Here is a 17,925-nt window from a genome sequence, read left to right as displayed (position 1 = left end):
GGAAGACCGCCCCTCAGGCTGGAGTCGTTCCCCAGAGCAGGCCCCACCCTAGCCTGACGCAGGCGCCTGGTTTCACCAATCTTCAGAATACCGTCATCGCAGCAATCAGCGCGTTAATTTTAGGGTCAACCTTCAACTGATAGCCGGACTCCGCTCTCAATTCACGAATTCGTCACCCGAATCAAGTCAGCGAAGGTCGTCAGGTTCATGCCCGGGGTGATGCGCAGCCGCGAGAGGTTGTAGCGCCCCTGGGACAGCTGGGCGACGCCTTCTGTGGTGGTCAGCGCGACTCGGTAGCCCGCCTGCTTGGCCAGCCGGTGTGTCGTGCGATTGGCGCGGCCGGCCGGGTAGCACAATAGTAGCGTGTTCTGATGCAGGTGCTGGTCCAGCCATTGCTTGGAGGCGACCAGTTCCTGTTTTTGCTGGGCGGCGGTCAGGGCGTTTAAGTCCAAATGCTGGACCGTGTGGCTGGCAAAGTCGACGCGGCCCGTGGCCTTAAGGGCCTGCATTTGGGCCAATGACAGGTGGTCAGACTTGTGTGTGAAGCCTGTGATGACATTGATGGTGACGTGCTGGTGGTTGCGCTTGAGCGTCGGCAAGAGCTTCTGGTTGTCGGTGTAGGCGTCGTCCAAGGTGACCCAGACGACCTTCTTTTGCGGGACCGTGTTGGTGGTCAGCGCGCGGATGGCCTGGGTGGTGGTCAACGTTTGGTAGTGGTGGCGTTTCAAATAATTCAGTTCGGCGACGGCCTGTTGCTGGGGCACGCGCAGCTGGTTGCCGGTCGAGATGCTGTGGTACATCAAGATGGGCAGCTGGAGTGGGTGCTTGAGTTTGACCCATGGCTTGACCTTGACTTCGGTGGCCGTGACGTCCTGTTTGGTCAGGCGATTGTGCGTCGCCGGTGCCGTGCGCACGTTGGTATGGCGCGATTGTGTCCAGACGACAGCCCCGATGATCAGTGCGACCAAGGCGAGGCAGCCCGCCAATAATCCCCATTTTCGTTTCATGATGATTCCCCCAAAAGACTAGTCTTACTTATAGTATAAGGGGGTTAAACGAAAAAGCCATAAATTAGTCAGCCCGCTGGCTTAAACGGCGGTAATAGTCGATGGAATCCGGGGGCAGGTGCAGCGCGGAAACCACTTCCCGATCGGTTTCTTGGGGGTGGCGCCGCAGATAGTTAACTAAGTAACCTTGGTAGAGGACGGTCGGGCTGAGCGCAAAGCCGGTGATGGCCTCATCGGGGCGCAAATACTTGTGCAGCCCCGGCAGTGTCAAATGGGGATCCGCGGCGGCTCGCTGCTTCAGAAACCAGTCGTCACATTGGAACCGCTGCTGCAGCGGCAAAATGAAGGCGTGGAACTCCTGCAAAAAGGTCTGCGCGCTGGCGGGCCAAGCGGACGGGTCGAGTTGCGCCGTGACCCCCGGTTTGAGAAAGCTTTGGACTGGATAGCCCTGGGCCACCAGCAACAGGGTCAGCCGCGTGTAAACGTGTAGCCGCCGGTCGGCCAGCAGGTCATCGAGGCGGTCCACCCAGCGATAGTTTACCGATTGTGCCGCTTCCTTGGGTTTGCTTTTCAGGTCCAGCGTCGGCAGGTAGGGCGTCCAGTTGTGGGAGAACAAGAATTTGAAATAGACGTTCAAATGCGACAGGACCTTGTTGTAGGTCTGGTTTTGAATCTGCCGGGAATCGACCAACATGGCCAGATACTGCTCAACGTCTTGCGTCTGCAGCTGATTGACCCGGTGTTCGCGCTGGTAGGTCGGGTTGAAGTTCTCCAGATAATGGAAGAAATCCTTCAGCGTCGCAGTGTACTCAGCGCGCGTAGCATCGGCCATGGCCCGTTCGGCCAACTGTCGGTTGAACGCGTCTTGGTAGGGATAGTCTAACGACATCGAAGCACCTCGCTTTCTAAAAATTACTTTAACCATAGTATAGCACGGGGGATTCGGTAGTTGTTGGTCTGCCGTTCGTCAAGTGGGGGATGAAATGGGATGAACGGACAACAAAAACGGACCTGGATAAACTTCCCAGATCCGCTTGGTTTTGGAATTTTGTTTGGTTCGGCTGTCTAGTGCCTATTCCCTGATAACATATTAGTATCAGTGATTGGGCTGAAAATCAGAAGCCAGTGGAAACTGACGACTAACCCAACAGTCGCTGGCCTCCACCATCGAAGCCGAGAGTTCGCTAGAGGCGAGCATCTAGAGGTGTTGTGCTTCCGGACACAATTACTTTAAAGGTAAAATAATGTGTGAGATAGTCAATTCTACGGTGGGAAGCGGGTCGACGCTTTGTGATTGACGAAAGCCACATGCGCCGGAGGCAGTGGCCCGGGCATGGAGCCAGCTGTGTCGACGCAGTTAGCTGGCGTTTTGGGCCAGGTTACTGCGTGGGACGACTTGGGAGACTGGCGGGTTGTGCCAGGCTCTCAAGCGAACCGGAAGACCGTTTCTCAGGCTGGAGGTGTTCCCCATAGCAGGCGGAATGTCCGGGACACTGGCGGAGGCAATGGGTTTAGTCAATCCTAAGCCGTCACGGTTTCCGCCGCTTGGACTTTGGCGCGGAGCTGGGCCTTTTGCGCCTCCGGAATAAAGGCGCCGTCAATGGCGTTGAGCGTCAGCTTCTTCAACAGCGACCAATCCAGTCCGAATTGATCATGCATCTTCATGATCTCGCTAGTCAGCGTCACGTCGGACACGGTGCGGTCGTCGGTGTTCAAGGTGACCTTCAACCCGGCGCTCAGAAATTCAGCCAGTGGGAAGTTCGCGTAGCCGTCCACGGCCTTGGTCTGGACGTTGCTGGTCGGGCACATTTCAATCGTGGCGCCGGCGCGTTTGGCCTGGGCGATGGTGGCCGGGAAGCCGCTCATGTGTACGCCGTGGCCGATGCGTTTAGCTCCCATCGTCAAGGAGACCGCCACGTTGTCGACGGGGCCGGCCTCGCCAGCGTGCAGGGTAAAGGGCAGACCGGTTGCCAGGCCGGCCTTGACCGCGGGGGCCAGGTCGATGGCCGGGTGATTGTATTCGTCACCAGCAAAGTCCAGGCCCACGACGCCTTGGTCGGCAAATTCGGCCGCCGTTTGGAAGACGTTAATGCATTCGTCTAACGGGCGGTCCCGCATGGCGCAGACAATGGCGTTGACGGGGACGCCGAATTCCCGAGTCCCAGCGTGCAAGCCGTCGAGCAACGCGGCAATGACTTCCTTGACCGACAGCCCCTGCGCGGTCGAGATCTGGGGCGCAAAGCGGGCTTCCAAATAGATCAGGCCGTCTTTGGCCGCGGTGGCCACCATGTCACGGCCGGCGATGCGGAGCTGTTCGGGCGTTTGCATCAGGTCGGTCACGACTTGGAACCGTTTGAGGTATTGGATCAGACTTTCGGTTTCCAGCGGTGCGCTGGTCAGGTCGTGTAGCTCAGCGTCACTGGCGGGAAGCTCAGCCCCCGTGACCGCCGCCATTTGCCGCAGCGCATCGCGGGACAGCGAGCCATCCAAGTGGCAGTGGAGCTCGACCTTGGGATAGTGTTGCACATTTTCTTGAGTAAAAGGTTTAACGTGGGACATCACGGAACTCCTCCTTCAATGGTTAAGTTCCTTTCAGTATAACATGTAAGCGCTTAATTCTCAGGAGAAATTTGACCGTGGCTGGAGAATTTTCTGCTGTCTTGAGCCGGGAAAAGGTGAGTTGGGTCGCTGACCTAACCAAGTGGGCCGTTCCCACTGGAAAAACCGAGAGTGGGACAAAAGGCGATTAGCCGGCGAGCATTAAGGCTGATCACCAAATAATCCTGGTCTTGGATTGTTTGGTGATCAGCCTTAAGCGGAACCGGCTGCCTTTTGGCGCACGTTTCAGCTATGTAAAGGTGAAAGCGACGGGGCTGGGAAGTTTTGTCCCAGGCTCAATGGTTCAGCGAAAAAAACGAGCCCCCGTGGAACAATTAGGGGGTGCGTTTTTGCCAAAATCGTGCTAACATGTAGGCTTAGCCGGTCGTTAACGCGCCTCAAGTTTGCCGCTTTTAGTGGGGGATTGCGGACTAAGTTGCCCGCAACTGACTCGCGCGGCGGAGTGGCCCAGATGTCAAATTTTACATTTTGTGAAATTCGCTTAAAATCATTGTTTCGGCCGGGTAAACATTATATGATTAGTTTAATCAAAACAACGGGCGGACCGGGCATTGGACCGGTGTTCGCCGTCAACATGTGACGATTCACAAGTGAATTACCGTTTCACATATCAATAGTCTAGATAATTAAGGCAACCGAATCACTTGGCGTACCACCAGTTGGGGGAGTATAGCCAGTCTGACAGTTACTGGTTTTTTTAAGAGAAGGAGCAATGAACATGGATCAATCTTACACGCGGGTCTCGCGAGAATTTATTCGCGCCCAGCGCGCGGGCAAACGGCGATACATAACCGGATTCGATGGAATTCGGACTTTGGCCGTTTTGGGGGTCATTATTTACCATTTGGCGCCTTCGACGTTGCAGGGGGGCTATCTCGGGGTCCCGATTTTCTTCGTGGTCTCGGGGTATCTGATCACCTACCTGCTGATTCAGGAGTGGGATAGCACCCACAGTATCAATATTTTGGGCTTTTATGGTCGCCGCTTGAAACGACTGTACCCGGCGCTGGTCACGATGTTATTGGGTACGACCGCCTACATCACGCTCTTTCAGCGAAATCTGTTGGCCAACATTCGCGGGACCGTTTTGACCAACATGATCTACGGCTACAATTGGTTTGAAATCAAACACGGCCAGTCGTACTTCGACCGGTTCAGCGGCGAGTCGCCGTTTACCCACCTCTGGTCGCTGTCCATCGAAGGGCAGTTCTACCTGGTCTGGCCACTAGTGGTGCTGGCGCTGTTGTGGTTCTTGCGTAAACGCGCCCGGGCCGCGGCCATCCTCATGGGGGTCGCCATTTTCTCCGCCATTCTGATGGCCGTGCTGTATGACCCGGCCAATACCAACCGGGTCTACTACGGGACGGATACGCGGATGTTTGCGATTCTGGTGGGGACCGCCATGGCCTTTCTCTGGCCGGCACATAAGCTCAATGCCAACGTCACGCCGGCGCACCGCTTGAGTCTAGACATTGCCGGGGGCGTGTCCTTACTGTTGCTGATTTACATGTTCTTTACCATGAACGGCCAGGCCGCCAGCACGTATCGCGGCGGGATGTTTTGGTTCACGGTCTTGTCCGGCATCTTGGTCGGTACCGTGGCCCATCCCGGCAGTGATTTGAACCGGGTGCTGACGAATCCCGTCTTCAGTTACGTGGGACAACGCAGCTATGGCATTTACCTGTACCAGTTTCCCGTGATGATCTTCTATGAATCACGCATCAACATTGGCAATCACCCGCTGTTTAACTCCTTGGTGGAGGTGGCCCTGATCATGCTGGTCACGGAGCTGAGTTACCGCTGGATCGAAAATCCGATGCGGCATTACCATTACGGCCAACTGACCAACGACGTGCGCAGCTATTTGCAACAACCCGGTGCACACCGGCTAGCTAACAGTTTGGGCGTCGTGGCGGCGCTGCTATTCGGGTTGACGGCCGTGGGCTTCATGCAACAACCCGCTGCCGCCAAGCCAACCGCCTTACAGCAGACGATTACCGCGCGTCAGGCTGCCACCAAGAAGAAAAACGCTGCGGCGGTGAGGAAACAAAAGGCGTTGGCCAAGCAGGCCTCGAAGGCCAAACACGATAAGGCCGTGGCGTTTTCTAAAATGTCGGCGGCCAACCAAAAGACGGCCAAGTACTACTTCTTGACGGCCGATGAGTTGTTGACCAGTCAACAAACGCCACTGACGGCGGTCGGGGATTCCGTCTTGCTCGATGACTCGGGCGACCTGCAGAAGGTCTTTCCGGGCGCCATCGTCGACGGAGCAGTCGGGCGGCAAGCTGACGCGGTGCCGGGCATCTTAAATAGTCTGAGTCAACGCGGCCAGCTAGCGAAGAACGTCTTGGTCAACATCGGGACTAACGGCTACGTGACGCCGGATCAGGCGGACCAAATCGTCCACGCCATCGGTCCGGACCGTCAGATCTTCTGGGTCACGGCCCACGTGCCAACCAGAGAGTGGCAAAATTCGGTCAACAGCCGTATCGCCAAGACCGCGGACAAATACAAGAACGTCCACGTCATCGACTGGTACGCAGAGGCCAAGGACCACACCAGCTGGTTCGTCAGCGACCACGTGCACCCGAACAATCACGGGAACCGCTACTACACGTCGTTGATTGCCAAGGGCATTTATCAGCAGACACACAAACATTAGATGAAAACGAGAGCGGAACTGGCTGCCTTTTGACGCACGTTTCAGCTAAGTAAAGGTAATGCGAACGAGCCTGGGAGGTTTTGCCCCAGGCTCGTTTTTTTCTGGCAAAGTGGCTTCATGGCCGAAACGTGTGCCGTATAATTATCTAGCTGGGCACCTATTTGGCGCTGTAGCAGTTAGTTGGGTTAGTTTACCGCTCCGGCCAATTTTTTTAGGCTTTTTGCGGTAATTCTGGAATCTTTTGCGACCGTTTTCGCGTGGACGTGCTATGATACTGACTGAATTCAGAGATGAGTTCACTAGATCACTTACAGGGGGAAAACGACTATGATGAAAAAAGTAGCAATGATTGCGGCGGCTGCAGCGATGGTATTACCTTTGGGGTTAGGGGCTATCGCGCCAGCCCAAGCAGAAACAACCGCCTTTGCGGCAGCTAAGGTAGCCACCAAGAAGACCACGTTGCTGTTGCTCAGCAGCCAAAAGATGAAGAAGGCTGCTTACCACGTGAAGAGTGGCAAACCAGCATTGTATAGCGGCGCCTTTGCAGCTGATCAACCTAAGGTCACGTTGACCAAGAAGGGCACGCTGGCCGGGCAAAAGACTTACTACGCCACCAAGAAGATTGTTGTCAAAGCCAAGGCAACTAAGACGACCAAAGCTAAGAAAGTCACCTACGCCTACGTCAAGACGGCGAATGGCAAGGTCAAAGGCTGGGTCGTTTTGTCCAAATTAACCGCGGGTAAATTCATGGCCGCTGATGGCAAAAAGGTCGTGAAGAAAGCTGCCGACAAGATCACCAGCAAGACCTACACGCTGGTCAACGCCAAGAAGATCAAGAAGGCTGTTTATCACTTCAAAGGGACGCAACCAGCCGTCTTTACCGGCAAGTTTGCCGCAGACCGGGCCAAGGTGACGCTGACCAAGAAGGGTGTCTTACCTGAAAGCAAGACCTTCACGGCAACCAAGCAAATGACCATCAAGCAAAACAAGAAGAACGTGAAATACCTCTACATCAGCAAGCAAGGTTGGGTTAAGGCGTCTACCTTAACCGCTGGCAAGTTTATGGCGGCTGACTAGGTTTAGGTGTTGACGTCATTTGAATTTGAGACACAGGAGTCTGGGACGGTTTGCCCCAGACTTTTTCTTTTGGATGGGGTGAACGATGGCGACTGGTAGGCACCGCCTCAGCCTTGGTATAACAGTATTTATAAGGGTGTTTTGATTGACAGCTGACCTTTACCCTGATATATTTTTGTTAGAAAGAAGTTTTGGGCGGCGCTGACAGCCCAGTGTGACATTTGAGTCACATGCAAATTCGGGTAGATAAGCTATTGGTTAAGGATAGCACTTTTGGAATCCTCTTAATGGAGGCGTCTATCGAGGACGTTAAAAAGTTGGCAAGAAGGTGAGCCTTGTAGCTCATCTTTTTTTATCACTAAAAATTGGATAATGAATGATTTGGCATGGGGGAAATTATGAACAATCAACAGGATTGGATAGTATTTAATGCAAGGAAGCATAGATTCTTGCTCGACAACTTGGAAGATATGCAAAATACCCTGTTCTTTGTCAGAGATCACATGTTGCACAAAAAGTTTTGTTATTTTTACCAAGTCAAGCCCAAAGGCTACCACAAGAATTTAAAGACGTCCATGTCTCATATGTTCATTGTCATTCACAAAAATAATTTGCAACATCTATTTGGTATTCAGTACAAGCAAGGTGCTAATACGTTCTGGAATCATCTAGAAAATATGTCTTTAAGTCTGCCTGATATTAGATTGGAGAAAGATTGGGCCAAGGCTAAGATTCTAGCGATGAAGTATTTCAGCAAGACGCTGACCACCGATTGTAGAAGCTATGAAGAGAGCACTTGGAACAAGTTGGTGTATGATCATTTGGCCGAATCGACACACAATCCAGTTGCAATTGCCTATCAAAGAGGCTGCACAAAGTATGAAACGCCACGTTCGTGTAAGCATACTAAATACCACTTTCAGAAGCCTAACAGTAACCCAGGAATAGTTAAAGCTATAGCCGAATACAATATTAACGATAGAATCTCCAACGACAACCCCAAAATTTTATGTCAGGTTAGTGGCTTTAAATATGCAGCTAATGAATTAAAAGCGTTATTTGACTAAAAACGGTCAAAAGTAACGTCATCCCCGGTATAACAGCATTTATAAGACAAATCGCGTGTGGTGATTGCCGCAGTGTGCTATCCTAAGAACCATATCGTTGACGGCCACCAATTTCAGCGATCGTGGTCTGGTGCTACCAATGAGTGGATGCCCAAGTTTTAAAAACAACATGGCCTGTTGTAATTGCCGTTAGGTTGCTAATATCGGCAGCAGCGCTACTAAAAAATAGGAATCAACTAACGCAATACGTAATGGTTATGCTATGATAGTATTGTTTTAGGGTAGAATTATTGAGACCGGAAAAATGGAAGAAGGAAAACTATGAAAAATGCAAATTTTTGTCCGCACTGCGGGGCTAAGTTAACAGCGGGGATTAAGTTTTGCCCCAAGTGTGGGTACCAGCTAACGGACGAATCGGCGAACCAAGATAACACGACGCACGTGACGACTGAGACGGATCAAACGCCACAATCAACGCCGCAATCAGCACAGTCAGCAGGGAGCACGGCCGGTAATGGTGGCTTTACAGAACGTTTAGACGCGATGGTCAATTGGGTGGCAAATAACTGGGTAACTGCAATTATTATTGTTGCCGCACTGTTGATCTTTACGCTGGTGACCCGGGCAATGTTCTACAACATCTGGTTGGGCGTCATTGCCTTAATTGCGGTTTTAGCTGGGCTATACAGCATCGCTTGGACGCGTGGCAGTGAGGCAACTGGGTTTGAACAAAAATTACGGCACACGGCCAAGCAGACGGCTAAGGCCGCTAATGACAAGGCAAAATCACAACCGGTCAAACCAGAAACCAAGGCGACGGCTGCGGCTTCACCGGTGGCTCCTCAACCGCAGATGCAACAAGCCAGTACCAACACCCAAGCTGCGGTGGCGGGACAAGCAACCGCGCAACCGAGTGCGAAGCCAGCTGCGCAACCCAATGTGGAAGCGACCGCACAACCCGTTGGCCAGGGGACTGGAAATACCGTTTACATCCAACAGAGCCAGCAACAGAGCAACGGTTTGGGGACGGCTGGCTTTATCTTGGCCCTGATCTCACTGTTTACTTCCATTGTGCCATTTGTGGATTGGGTGGTCTGGTTCTTAGGTGCCCTGTTCTCATTCATTGGATTATTCCGGAAACCACGGGGCTTAGCCATCGCCGGCTTTGTGATCTCATTTATCGGTATCATCATTATCTTGACCCTGGCGGCCACGATTGCGGGCATGCTGGGATTGGCGATGTAGACTTGCTAATCAAAGAAGCTTGCGAAATCAGTTTTGGATTTCGCAAGCTTCTTTTCGTTTCTAGATGGAAGAGCCACATTTTGCCTGAAAGCACCGCCTCAGCCCCGGTATAACAGTATTTATAATGCAAATCGCGTGAGGTGACCGCTTTAGTATGCTATCCTAAGATTCATGCAGTGGCTACCCCCAATTTTACCCAGTGAGGCCAACGAGTGGACTACCCAATTTGGGCCAAAATGATGCAACACGACCTGTTGTAATTGCCGCCAGATTAAGGTTTCCTAGCGTTTCTTAGAAATAGCTAATTTTAAAAGTAAACGCTTTACAATGCATGACAAAGCAAGCATAATGGAAGCGTAAAAGGCACATGAATCTACGGAGGTGTTTTTGATGGTCAAAACAAAAGCAGTAATGATCGGTGCGGGTTTAGCCAATATGGCCGCAGCGGTTTACCTGATTCAAGAAGCCCATTGGAACGGTAAGCAGATTACCTTCTATGGGGTCGACATGCACGGTGCTAACGATGGGGGCACGACCAGCGAATTCAGTGATGAATACTGGAACAAGGCGCACCCATTGGCTAATCGCACGGGCTACGTGGCTCGGGGCGGCCGGATGTTGAATTACCGGACTTACGTTGATTTGATGGACTTGTTAGACCGGATTCCTTCTGCGACTGAAGAGGGGATGACGGCAGCCGAAGATACCCATGATTTTGACGCCCACCACCGGACCTATGACAAGGCGCGGCTGTTACAAGGCGGCAAGGGTATCATCGACGGCGGCAAGTTGGGACTGAATAACAAGGACCGGGTCTTACTGTCCAAGTTAGTCCTGATGCCTGATGAAGAAGAAACCAAGCTAGATAACATTACCATCGCCGAATATTTCAAGGACGACCCGCACATGTTCCAAACCAACTTCTGGTACATGTGGGAAACGACTTTCGCCTTCCGGATTGAAAGTTCCGTTCAAGAATTACGGCGCTACATGCACCAAATGATTTACGAATTCACGCAAATCGAGCACCTGGTTGGGGTCAACCGGACGCGGTACAACCAATTTGAAAGTATCATGTTGCCGTTGATCAACTACCTGAAGGATCAAGGGGTCACCTTTATCGACAACCGCATCGTGACGGATTGGGAATTTGCGGACAGCCCGCTCCAAGATGAAATCACGGTCACGGGGCTGCACGTCAAGAACCTGGAAACGGACACGGAAGATTTGGTTGACATTGACGACGACACCGCAGTCATCTTCACCAACGGGTCGATCACGGACTCCGCAACGATGGGCGATTACGACACGCCAGCACCAGAAAATATGGAATACGGCATCAGTGCCGCGCTGTGGAAGAAGGCCACGGAGCACTTCTACAACCTGGGGACGCCGGATAAGTTCTTCAACGACCGCAAGAATTCCGAATGGGTCAGCTTCACTCTGACCACGAAGAACCACCTGCTGTTGAATGAGATCACCCGGATCACGACCCAAGTTCCCGGCAACGCGCTGAACTCCTTCCTGTCCACGACGCCAATCACGCCGCTGGGTCAAAAGGACGTCAACATGTCCATCGTGGTGCACCACCAACCTCACTTTACCACGCAAAAGCCAAACGAATCCGTTATTTGGGGCTACTTCCTGTACCCACGGCGGACGGGTGAATTCGTCCACAAGCAATACATCAAGATGACCGGGAAGGAAATGGCCCAAGAATTGATTGGCCAATTGTCCAAGGTCGACCCTGGTCCGGTGAACATCAAGAGTAAGGAAACCGAAATCATGGACAGCATCGTCAATAACATTCCGGTTTACATGCCTTACGCCTCAGCCCTGTTCAACAACCGCGCCAAGACGGACCGGCCAGAGGTGATTCCTGCGCACTCGACCAACTTGGCCTTCACGGGTGAATTCGCAGAACAACCTTACCAAATGATCTTCACGGAACAAAGTGCGGTTCGTTCGGGTGAAATTGCCGCTTACCACTTCACGGGCATTTCGATGGATAACTTAGTCGATACGCCGCGGTACGACAAGGACCCGAAGACCTTGCTGAAAGCCACCAAGAAGATGTTTAGCTAAATATTGCGGGGTGCAGCAGTTTAAGTGGGCGTCTTCCTTGCGACTGCCAATCACTTAACACACTGTGGGCACTGCTTGCGCCCCATACTGAAAGGAACTTGCCGATCAGGGGGTTCCTTTTTGGTTTGGGGACAGATTCAGGTAATTGGTTGGTCGTTAAAACGATTATATTCGTATTATTTATGTTACGATATTGGTGTTATAGAAAGCGATTTAAAATAGCAATTGTTTGTATTCGAAACTTTCTACTGACTATTTAGCTTATCGAGGAGGAGCTTAATCATGAAAGTTAGTACGATTGGCATAGCTGTTGTTGCGGGGCTTGCGCTTGGTGGTATGCAAGGGGGAGGAACTACGGCTACGTTTTCAGGGCCTGGTTCAATCATTACGGCCAAAGCGGCAACCAGTGATAAGGTTTTGGATGATAGTACGCAGAGTCCTGACGTGTTAAAAGGATGTACGTGGAAGCTGACGGCGGATGGCATTTTGCATCTTGAGAGTGGGACGTTGCCGGAAGCGACCGATACGCAATCGTCGTTTTATGGTATTCAGGTACTTGAGGGCAAAGACAATAATAGTTTTCCGTTAGATGTCATCTCGCTCGATGGTCCAATTAAGGCGCCTGAAAACGCTTCATACTTATTTGGTAATCTCTTGAGTAACGGTAACGGTAAACCGGTGATTAAGGGATTGAGTCATTTGGATACTACAGGTTCAACAGACTTTTCGAACATGTTCAGAGGCTATAACAAAGGTGTGTTGGATGTTTCTAACTTTGATACGAGCAAGGCCACGAATATGCAGGGGATGTTTCTTGGCGTCAAAGAAGTGACAGGGTTAGAAGGGTTTAAAACGGATCAGGTTACTGATATGAGCTTCATGTTTTATGACTATGGTGATCAAACTAAAGATTTATCATTAGATTTATCCAATTGGAATGTAAATAATGTAGGGAACTTTGATCAAATGTTTGGTAGTGCTTATTTGAAGAGTGTCAATTTGGGTAGTTGGGCCCACGAAGGACCACTAAAGGGTATCTTTTCTGGTTCTCTTACGACTAAAACAACTCAGCTGACTTTAAGTCCTCAGGATAATCTTAAAGGTTCAGGATTACTAGGCCTTGACAATTACTTGTTCCCCGAAGATAAAGCTAAATATACAGGGAATTGGGAGAATATTAAGGACCAGTATTCAATTGACCCTAACAAGGTCACCTATAGTACTGACGGTTTGATTACGATGTATAGTGATAGCTCAACAGCACCAAAGGATAATGAGACCTACATTTGGGAGCCGACAACAACGCCAGGCAATCCAGTCACCGTCCACTACGTTGACCAAGATGGCAAGACTATCCAAGCCGATAAGCAAGTCCCCGGTGACTATGATGCGAAGTACACTATTAGTCCTGACAGTATTTCTGGGTACGACTACGTTGGGGTCAAGGACGGTTCGTTAACCGGGACCTATGATTCGGAAGCTAAAGAAGTAACTTTGGCGTACAAGAAAGCTACACCAACCACTGGTGGCAACACCGTGACTGAGCCAGCCGCGGATTCAGCCAGTGAGTCGACCAGCGAAGCGCCAGAAGCCGACCAGACACAACCTGACTCGACCAATCCGGTGGCCAAGAAGAATCGTGCCGTTACTGCCGTCAAAAAGCTGGGTCTCTACCGTACCCCCAACTTCAGTAAACGTACGCGCATCGCGTACTACGCTAAGCAATCGCGGACTAAGCGACCACAATTTGTGATCATCGGCGTGGCTCAGTCCAAGAACGGCGTCAAGCGTTACCTCGTCCGAGACGTCAACCACGGCACCAAGCGAGACGGCCAGACCGGGTACATTACAGCCAAGTCAGCCTTTACCACCCATACCTATTACCAAAGCAATCCCAAGACGGTCAAAATCCTTGCTAGGGTCAATGGTTATCGCGATAAAGCGTTGAAGCACCAAGTTAAGGCCTACAAGCCAGGTCAAGTGCTTCACGTCAAGAAGCTCGTCCACTACCGCTTAACCACGCGACTGGTCTTACGTGACGGGACGTTTGTCACTGGGAATAAAGTGAAACTGATCATGAAATAGCGTCAAAAAAGCATCCAGGTTCAGCCACAGCAGGTTGAATCCGGATGCTTTTTAAGGCTATTTGGCCAAATCATTGACGTTGATGCGGTGTTGTTTAGTTCCTTGCCAGAACGGAACCTTGACCACGCCCATGACCTTCTTGGCGTTGACGTAGCCCCAAGCCCGGCCATCTTCGGAAATGCTGCGGTGGTCGCCTAACACGAAGTAGTGGCCCTGAGGAACGCGGCTACCCTGGTAGTGCCAGTTGCCGGCTTTAGACAGGCTCTTTAGCGACCAGTTGCCGGTGCCACTGGTTCGTTCAGCCTCGCTGATGAAGGACTGATTGATTTTGTGGTGGTTGACGTAGAGCACGCCATTTTTACTAACGACCTTGTCGCCCGGCAGGCCAATCACGCGTTTGACGTAGTTGGTATTCTTGGCCGCCGTGGGATCTTCGCCGTACGCATCAAAGACGATGACGCTCAGCCGCTTGAGTTTCAACGGCTTGATGGCAAACATCCGCTCGTTGTTGACCAGGTTGGGTTCCATCGAGTCGCCGGAAACCTTGACCACCTCGAACAGGTAGGTCCGCACCAGCAGGACTAAAATCACGGCCACCAGCACGGGGATGACCCAGCTCATAATACTCCGAAAAATTTTCATATGTACGCTCCCAATTGATTGTTGACGTGAGGTTAGTGTAGCACAGTCCACCGACCACTTTGCCAGTTTGGCTAAAAATTAAAGAAATAGCTAGAAAATTTGTGCAAATGGTAGCGCTTTCAGTGAAATTATGTCACAATAGGAGACGTAAAACCTTTAACTATAAAGAGGAGGAATCATCATGGCTGATCAACAAGAACTATTGCGGGTGGCAACGGCAATGCTGGACAAGGCTTACACGCCGTACTCACACTTCCACGTCGGCGCAGCAGCAGTCGGTGCCAGTGGCAAGATCTACGGCGGCTGCAACATCGAAAACGCGTCATACGGTGCCACCAACTGTGCAGAACGGACCGCCATCTTCTCCGGCATCGCTGCGGGCGAAAAACATTTTACCGCCTTATTGGTTACCGGGAACACCGATGGCCCCATCGCGCCTTGTGGCATTTGCCGGCAAGTCATCGCCGAGTTCTTCGATGCGGATGCGCCGATCTACCTGACGAACCAAAAGGGCGCCTTCACGGAGACCACGGTCGAAGGCATTCTCCCCGGCGCCTTTACGGAGCTAAAATAGCGGCACATAGGGTTTAAACGACATACTTAGTCTATTCAGCGGTTAGCACGCATCTGGCTAACCGCTTTTTGTCGTGGGCAACGGTGTATGTACTGGCCGCCTTACCGTTCGCTAGAGATGAGTTGGAACGCTGAGGGCGCCGGCCCAAGCCAAAGGGCGGTCTTGGACCTCACCTTGGAGCCGATGACCCGCGTCTCCAAGGTGCCAGTTCCCTAAGCGCCATGGACCGTGTCGCTAAGGGAACTCCCACAGTTGAACCCATCTCTAGCAAACTCACGGCTATGAAAGTGGTTGTCCGCGACCAATAGCGGATAGCCGACCACGCTGTAGCTGCCAAAGTTTTTATGGACTCAGGTACGGCTTCGAAAAAGCTAGTCCCCACCTGGCGTCGGGAGGATTCGCCAGATGATGTGAATTCTTTCTGCCGTCGGTTAGGGTGTGGTTTAAATGATTGAACATCGAAAGTAGAACTAACGTGATGATTGTCTGGACATCGTTATTCTGACAATTATTTCTTTGAGGTTAGTTGCTCATTCTGAGGAGCAGTCTTTTGATCCAGATGGTGCCACATCCTTGGCCGATGCCGATTGATTGCTACCAAGGGCCAAATCGAGTGTTATTGGTAAGCACTTCTGTAGCCGAGAGTTCGCCAAATATGGGTTCAGCCGCTTAAAAAGAGTGAGCCGACAGGCGGTTAACTGGCGAGCATTAACGGTGCTAGGCGGATAATCCCGGTCTTGGATTATTTGCCTAGCAGTGTTAAGCGGAACCAGTTGCCTGTTGGCGCACGTTTCGGCTATGAAGCCATTCTGAGACGTGATTTTCGCCCCGTCCGCCCACCGCGTTCCAACCCATATTTGGCGAACGGTAAGGCGGCCAGTTACCACTATGAAGCGGCCAGCCCCATCCACATTGTCAGCAAAAAATACTATTTCAAACAAATTACTTTGACACGCACAGTAGTACGTGGTACAGTAATGTCAGTCGAAAAGCAAAGGGAGTGGCACCATGGCTGAGGTTATTTCCAAAGATTTAATCCGGGGCCATACGGATACGATTATTTTGAACATTTTACAGCAGGGCGACAGCTATGGCTATCAGGTGGCCAAGCAGGTCAAGGCGTTGAGCGACGGGCATTATGAGCTGAATGAGGCCACGTTGTACACGGTCTTTCGCCGGCTGAAGAAAAATGGCGCGCTGACGGACTACTGGGGCGATGAATCCCAGGGGTCGCGACGCAAATACTATCACATCACCGCGGCGGGTCAGGACCTGTTGGCGGCCAACACCGCGGCTTGGCAAGTGGCCAAACCAATCATTGACGCCCTGATCACGGGCAAGATTACTGAGGGGGACTAACTCATGGACGATATCACGATGGAAATTCGGACGCGACTGGACCAGCTGTTCAGCCAATATCAGCCTTCACGGGCACTGACGGAGTTGAAAGAAGAATTGGTTGGCGACTTGACTGAAGCCGTCACGGATAAAATTAATCAGGGCCAAGACACCCAGGCCGCCATTGATGCGGCGATGGCTGACCTGGGCGACATCGACACGCTGCTCAAGGAAGTGGCGGCCGACGACACCACCGCGGACACGACTGGCGACCAAGAGGACCAATCGGCTGACCAGCATCACAGTCAATCGGACGTCCAAATCGGCAAGCTGAAGATTCACGACGACAAGGTCACCTGGGGCGATCACGTCCTGGTCGACGGCGAAAACGATAAGGTGGATTTCGGCAAGTTGGTCAAGGTGGATGGCGACCACGTCACCGTGGCGAACGGCCTGGTCGATGTCAATGGCGATGACGTCAAAATCAACGGCGAGCGGCCGCGGCGGACCTTCGTGGAATCCCTGCGGCTGGTCAACACCCAGTCGTTTGCGGTCACGGACCTGGAGCGCTTGGAGATCAACTATCGGGATGCGGCGGTCAAATTGGGACCGGCCAACGCCGACGAGATCGTTGTCAACGAGTACATGAGTCGCGATAACGCGCGCTACTACCTGCACGCCAGTCGCCACGGCAACGTGCTCCAGGTCAAGCAGGGGGACCGGCCGCGGTTGTGGCCATTACACGCCCGGGCCGAGATCTTTTTGCCGGCGCAGTTGGCGGGAAAGGTCACGGTGCAGGTCGGCAACGGCAGCCTAGAGATCAGTGACCTGCGTGCGCCCGTCAGCGTGGATGCTCATGCCAGCAACGGCAGCATGCGGGCCTTCGATGATCAACTGGCCCGGTTGACCTTGCGCTCGGCTAACGGGTCGGTGCGGCTGGATCAGGTCAAGGCCGACCACATTGCCGTGGACAGCAAGAACGGCAGCGTGACCCTAAAGGAAAGCACGGCGACCGTGCACGTTGAGTCTCACAACGGTGCCATCCGGTTCTACGACCACACGGGCGACGTGAGCGCGCGTAACCACAACGGGACCATCAAGCTGGACGGCCTGACCGGTGACGTTCAAGCCGCTTCGGCCAACGGCTCACTGCGCGGCCAGAACCTGCGTGGCGGCGGGCGGTATCACACCGACAACGGCAGCGTGAATTTGCAATTCAACGCCTTGCCCGCAGACGTGCAAGTTGACAGTCAAGGGGGCAGCACGACGCTGCAGATGCCACTACTGACGGCTTACGCCTTTGACGTGAAGAATCGCAACGCCAGCGTACGGACGCCGCAAGAGGCCAAATTATCCCTGGACGACGAGCACCACAAGGTCGGCGCAGTGGGGGAAAACCCGACAGTCCATGTCGGCGTATTAGCCAACACCGGTAGCATTCGCTTAATCTAAGTCAAAATAAAAAGCCTATCATAGTCAGTTTTATTGACCGTGGTAGGCTTTTTGGACGGCAATTGGTTTAGT

General features: G+C 52.3%; 13 protein-coding genes. 9 read left to right on the top strand and 4 right to left on the bottom strand.

Going from position 1 to position 17,925, the window contains the following annotated elements; all coding sequences use genetic code 11:
• Window positions 1–161: 161 nt before the first annotated feature.
• From LKH74_RS05945 to add, 3 genes are all read right to left on the bottom strand, one after another.
• On the bottom strand, window positions 162–1,007 hold the full coding sequence (locus LKH74_RS05945; RefSeq protein WP_287788630.1) for a polysaccharide deacetylase family protein: 846 nt from the start codon (window positions 1,005–1,007) through the stop codon (window positions 162–164).
• A gap of 64 nt (window positions 1,008–1,071) precedes the next feature.
• Window positions 1,072–1,896 carry a site-specific integrase gene (locus tag LKH74_RS05940; protein WP_287788629.1) on the bottom strand — a complete coding sequence of 275 codons (825 nt, stop codon included), beginning with the start codon at window positions 1,894–1,896 and terminating at the stop codon, window positions 1,072–1,074.
• A gap of 632 nt (window positions 1,897–2,528) precedes the next feature.
• A complete protein-coding gene (add, locus tag LKH74_RS05935; protein WP_135368812.1) occupies window positions 2,529–3,566 on the bottom strand; it encodes an adenosine deaminase in 1,038 nt (345 codons plus the stop codon).
• A gap of 778 nt (window positions 3,567–4,344) precedes the next feature.
• Here add and LKH74_RS05930 point away from each other — a divergent pair.
• From LKH74_RS05930 to LKH74_RS05905, 6 genes are all read left to right on the top strand, one after another.
• A complete protein-coding gene (locus tag LKH74_RS05930; RefSeq protein ID WP_287788627.1) occupies window positions 4,345–6,288 on the top strand; it encodes an acyltransferase family protein in 1,944 nt (647 codons plus the stop codon).
• A gap of 327 nt (window positions 6,289–6,615) precedes the next feature.
• Window positions 6,616–7,365 (top strand): hypothetical protein, encoded by a 750-nt coding sequence (locus LKH74_RS05925; protein ID WP_287788626.1) that lies wholly within the window; start codon window positions 6,616–6,618, stop codon window positions 7,363–7,365.
• Between the two features lie 398 nt (window positions 7,366–7,763).
• Entirely contained in the window at window positions 7,764–8,432 is a 669-nt protein-coding gene (locus tag LKH74_RS05920; protein ID WP_287788625.1) for a PBECR4 domain-containing protein, read from the top strand.
• Window positions 8,433–8,753: 321 nt separating this feature from the next.
• Window positions 8,754–9,677: a zinc ribbon domain-containing protein gene (locus LKH74_RS05915; protein WP_287788623.1), complete on the top strand. Its 924-nt coding sequence runs from the start codon at window positions 8,754–8,756 to the stop codon at window positions 9,675–9,677.
• A gap of 390 nt (window positions 9,678–10,067) precedes the next feature.
• Window positions 10,068–11,762, top strand: a complete 1,695-nt coding sequence (locus tag LKH74_RS05910) for an oleate hydratase (protein ID WP_135368807.1) — start codon at window positions 10,068–10,070, stop codon at window positions 11,760–11,762.
• A 282-nt stretch (window positions 11,763–12,044) separates the two neighbouring features.
• Window positions 12,045–13,847, top strand: coding sequence for a BspA family leucine-rich repeat surface protein (locus LKH74_RS05905; protein ID WP_287788621.1), 1,803 nt, complete (start codon window positions 12,045–12,047; stop codon window positions 13,845–13,847).
• A gap of 57 nt (window positions 13,848–13,904) precedes the next feature.
• On the opposite strand, the gene lepB is transcribed toward LKH74_RS05905, so the two are convergent.
• Entirely contained in the window at window positions 13,905–14,489 is a 585-nt protein-coding gene (gene lepB, locus LKH74_RS05900) for a signal peptidase I (protein WP_287788620.1), read from the bottom strand.
• A gap of 181 nt (window positions 14,490–14,670) precedes the next feature.
• On the opposite strand from lepB, the gene LKH74_RS05895 reads away from it, so the two are divergent.
• The 3 genes from LKH74_RS05895 to LKH74_RS05885 all read left to right on the top strand — a co-directional run bounded on the left by LKH74_RS05895 (window position 14,671) and on the right by LKH74_RS05885 (window position 17,853).
• Entirely contained in the window at window positions 14,671–15,063 is a 393-nt protein-coding gene (locus LKH74_RS05895; protein ID WP_135368805.1) for a cytidine deaminase, read from the top strand.
• A gap of 1,008 nt (window positions 15,064–16,071) precedes the next feature.
• Window positions 16,072–16,422 (top strand): PadR family transcriptional regulator, encoded by a 351-nt coding sequence (locus LKH74_RS05890; protein ID WP_287788619.1) that lies wholly within the window; start codon window positions 16,072–16,074, stop codon window positions 16,420–16,422.
• A gap of 3 nt (window positions 16,423–16,425) precedes the next feature.
• On the top strand, window positions 16,426–17,853 hold the full coding sequence (locus LKH74_RS05885) for a DUF4097 family beta strand repeat-containing protein (RefSeq protein ID WP_287788618.1): 1,428 nt from the start codon (window positions 16,426–16,428) through the stop codon (window positions 17,851–17,853).
• The last annotated feature ends 72 nt before the right edge of the window (window positions 17,854–17,925 follow it).

The organism is Levilactobacillus sp. (genome assembly GCF_022646225.1).
GTDB lineage: Bacteria > Bacillota > Bacilli > Lactobacillales > Lactobacillaceae > Levilactobacillus > Levilactobacillus suantsaiihabitans.
The sequence above is the reverse complement of the archived record's forward strand: the minus strand, read 5'-3'. Positions and strand labels throughout refer to the sequence as shown.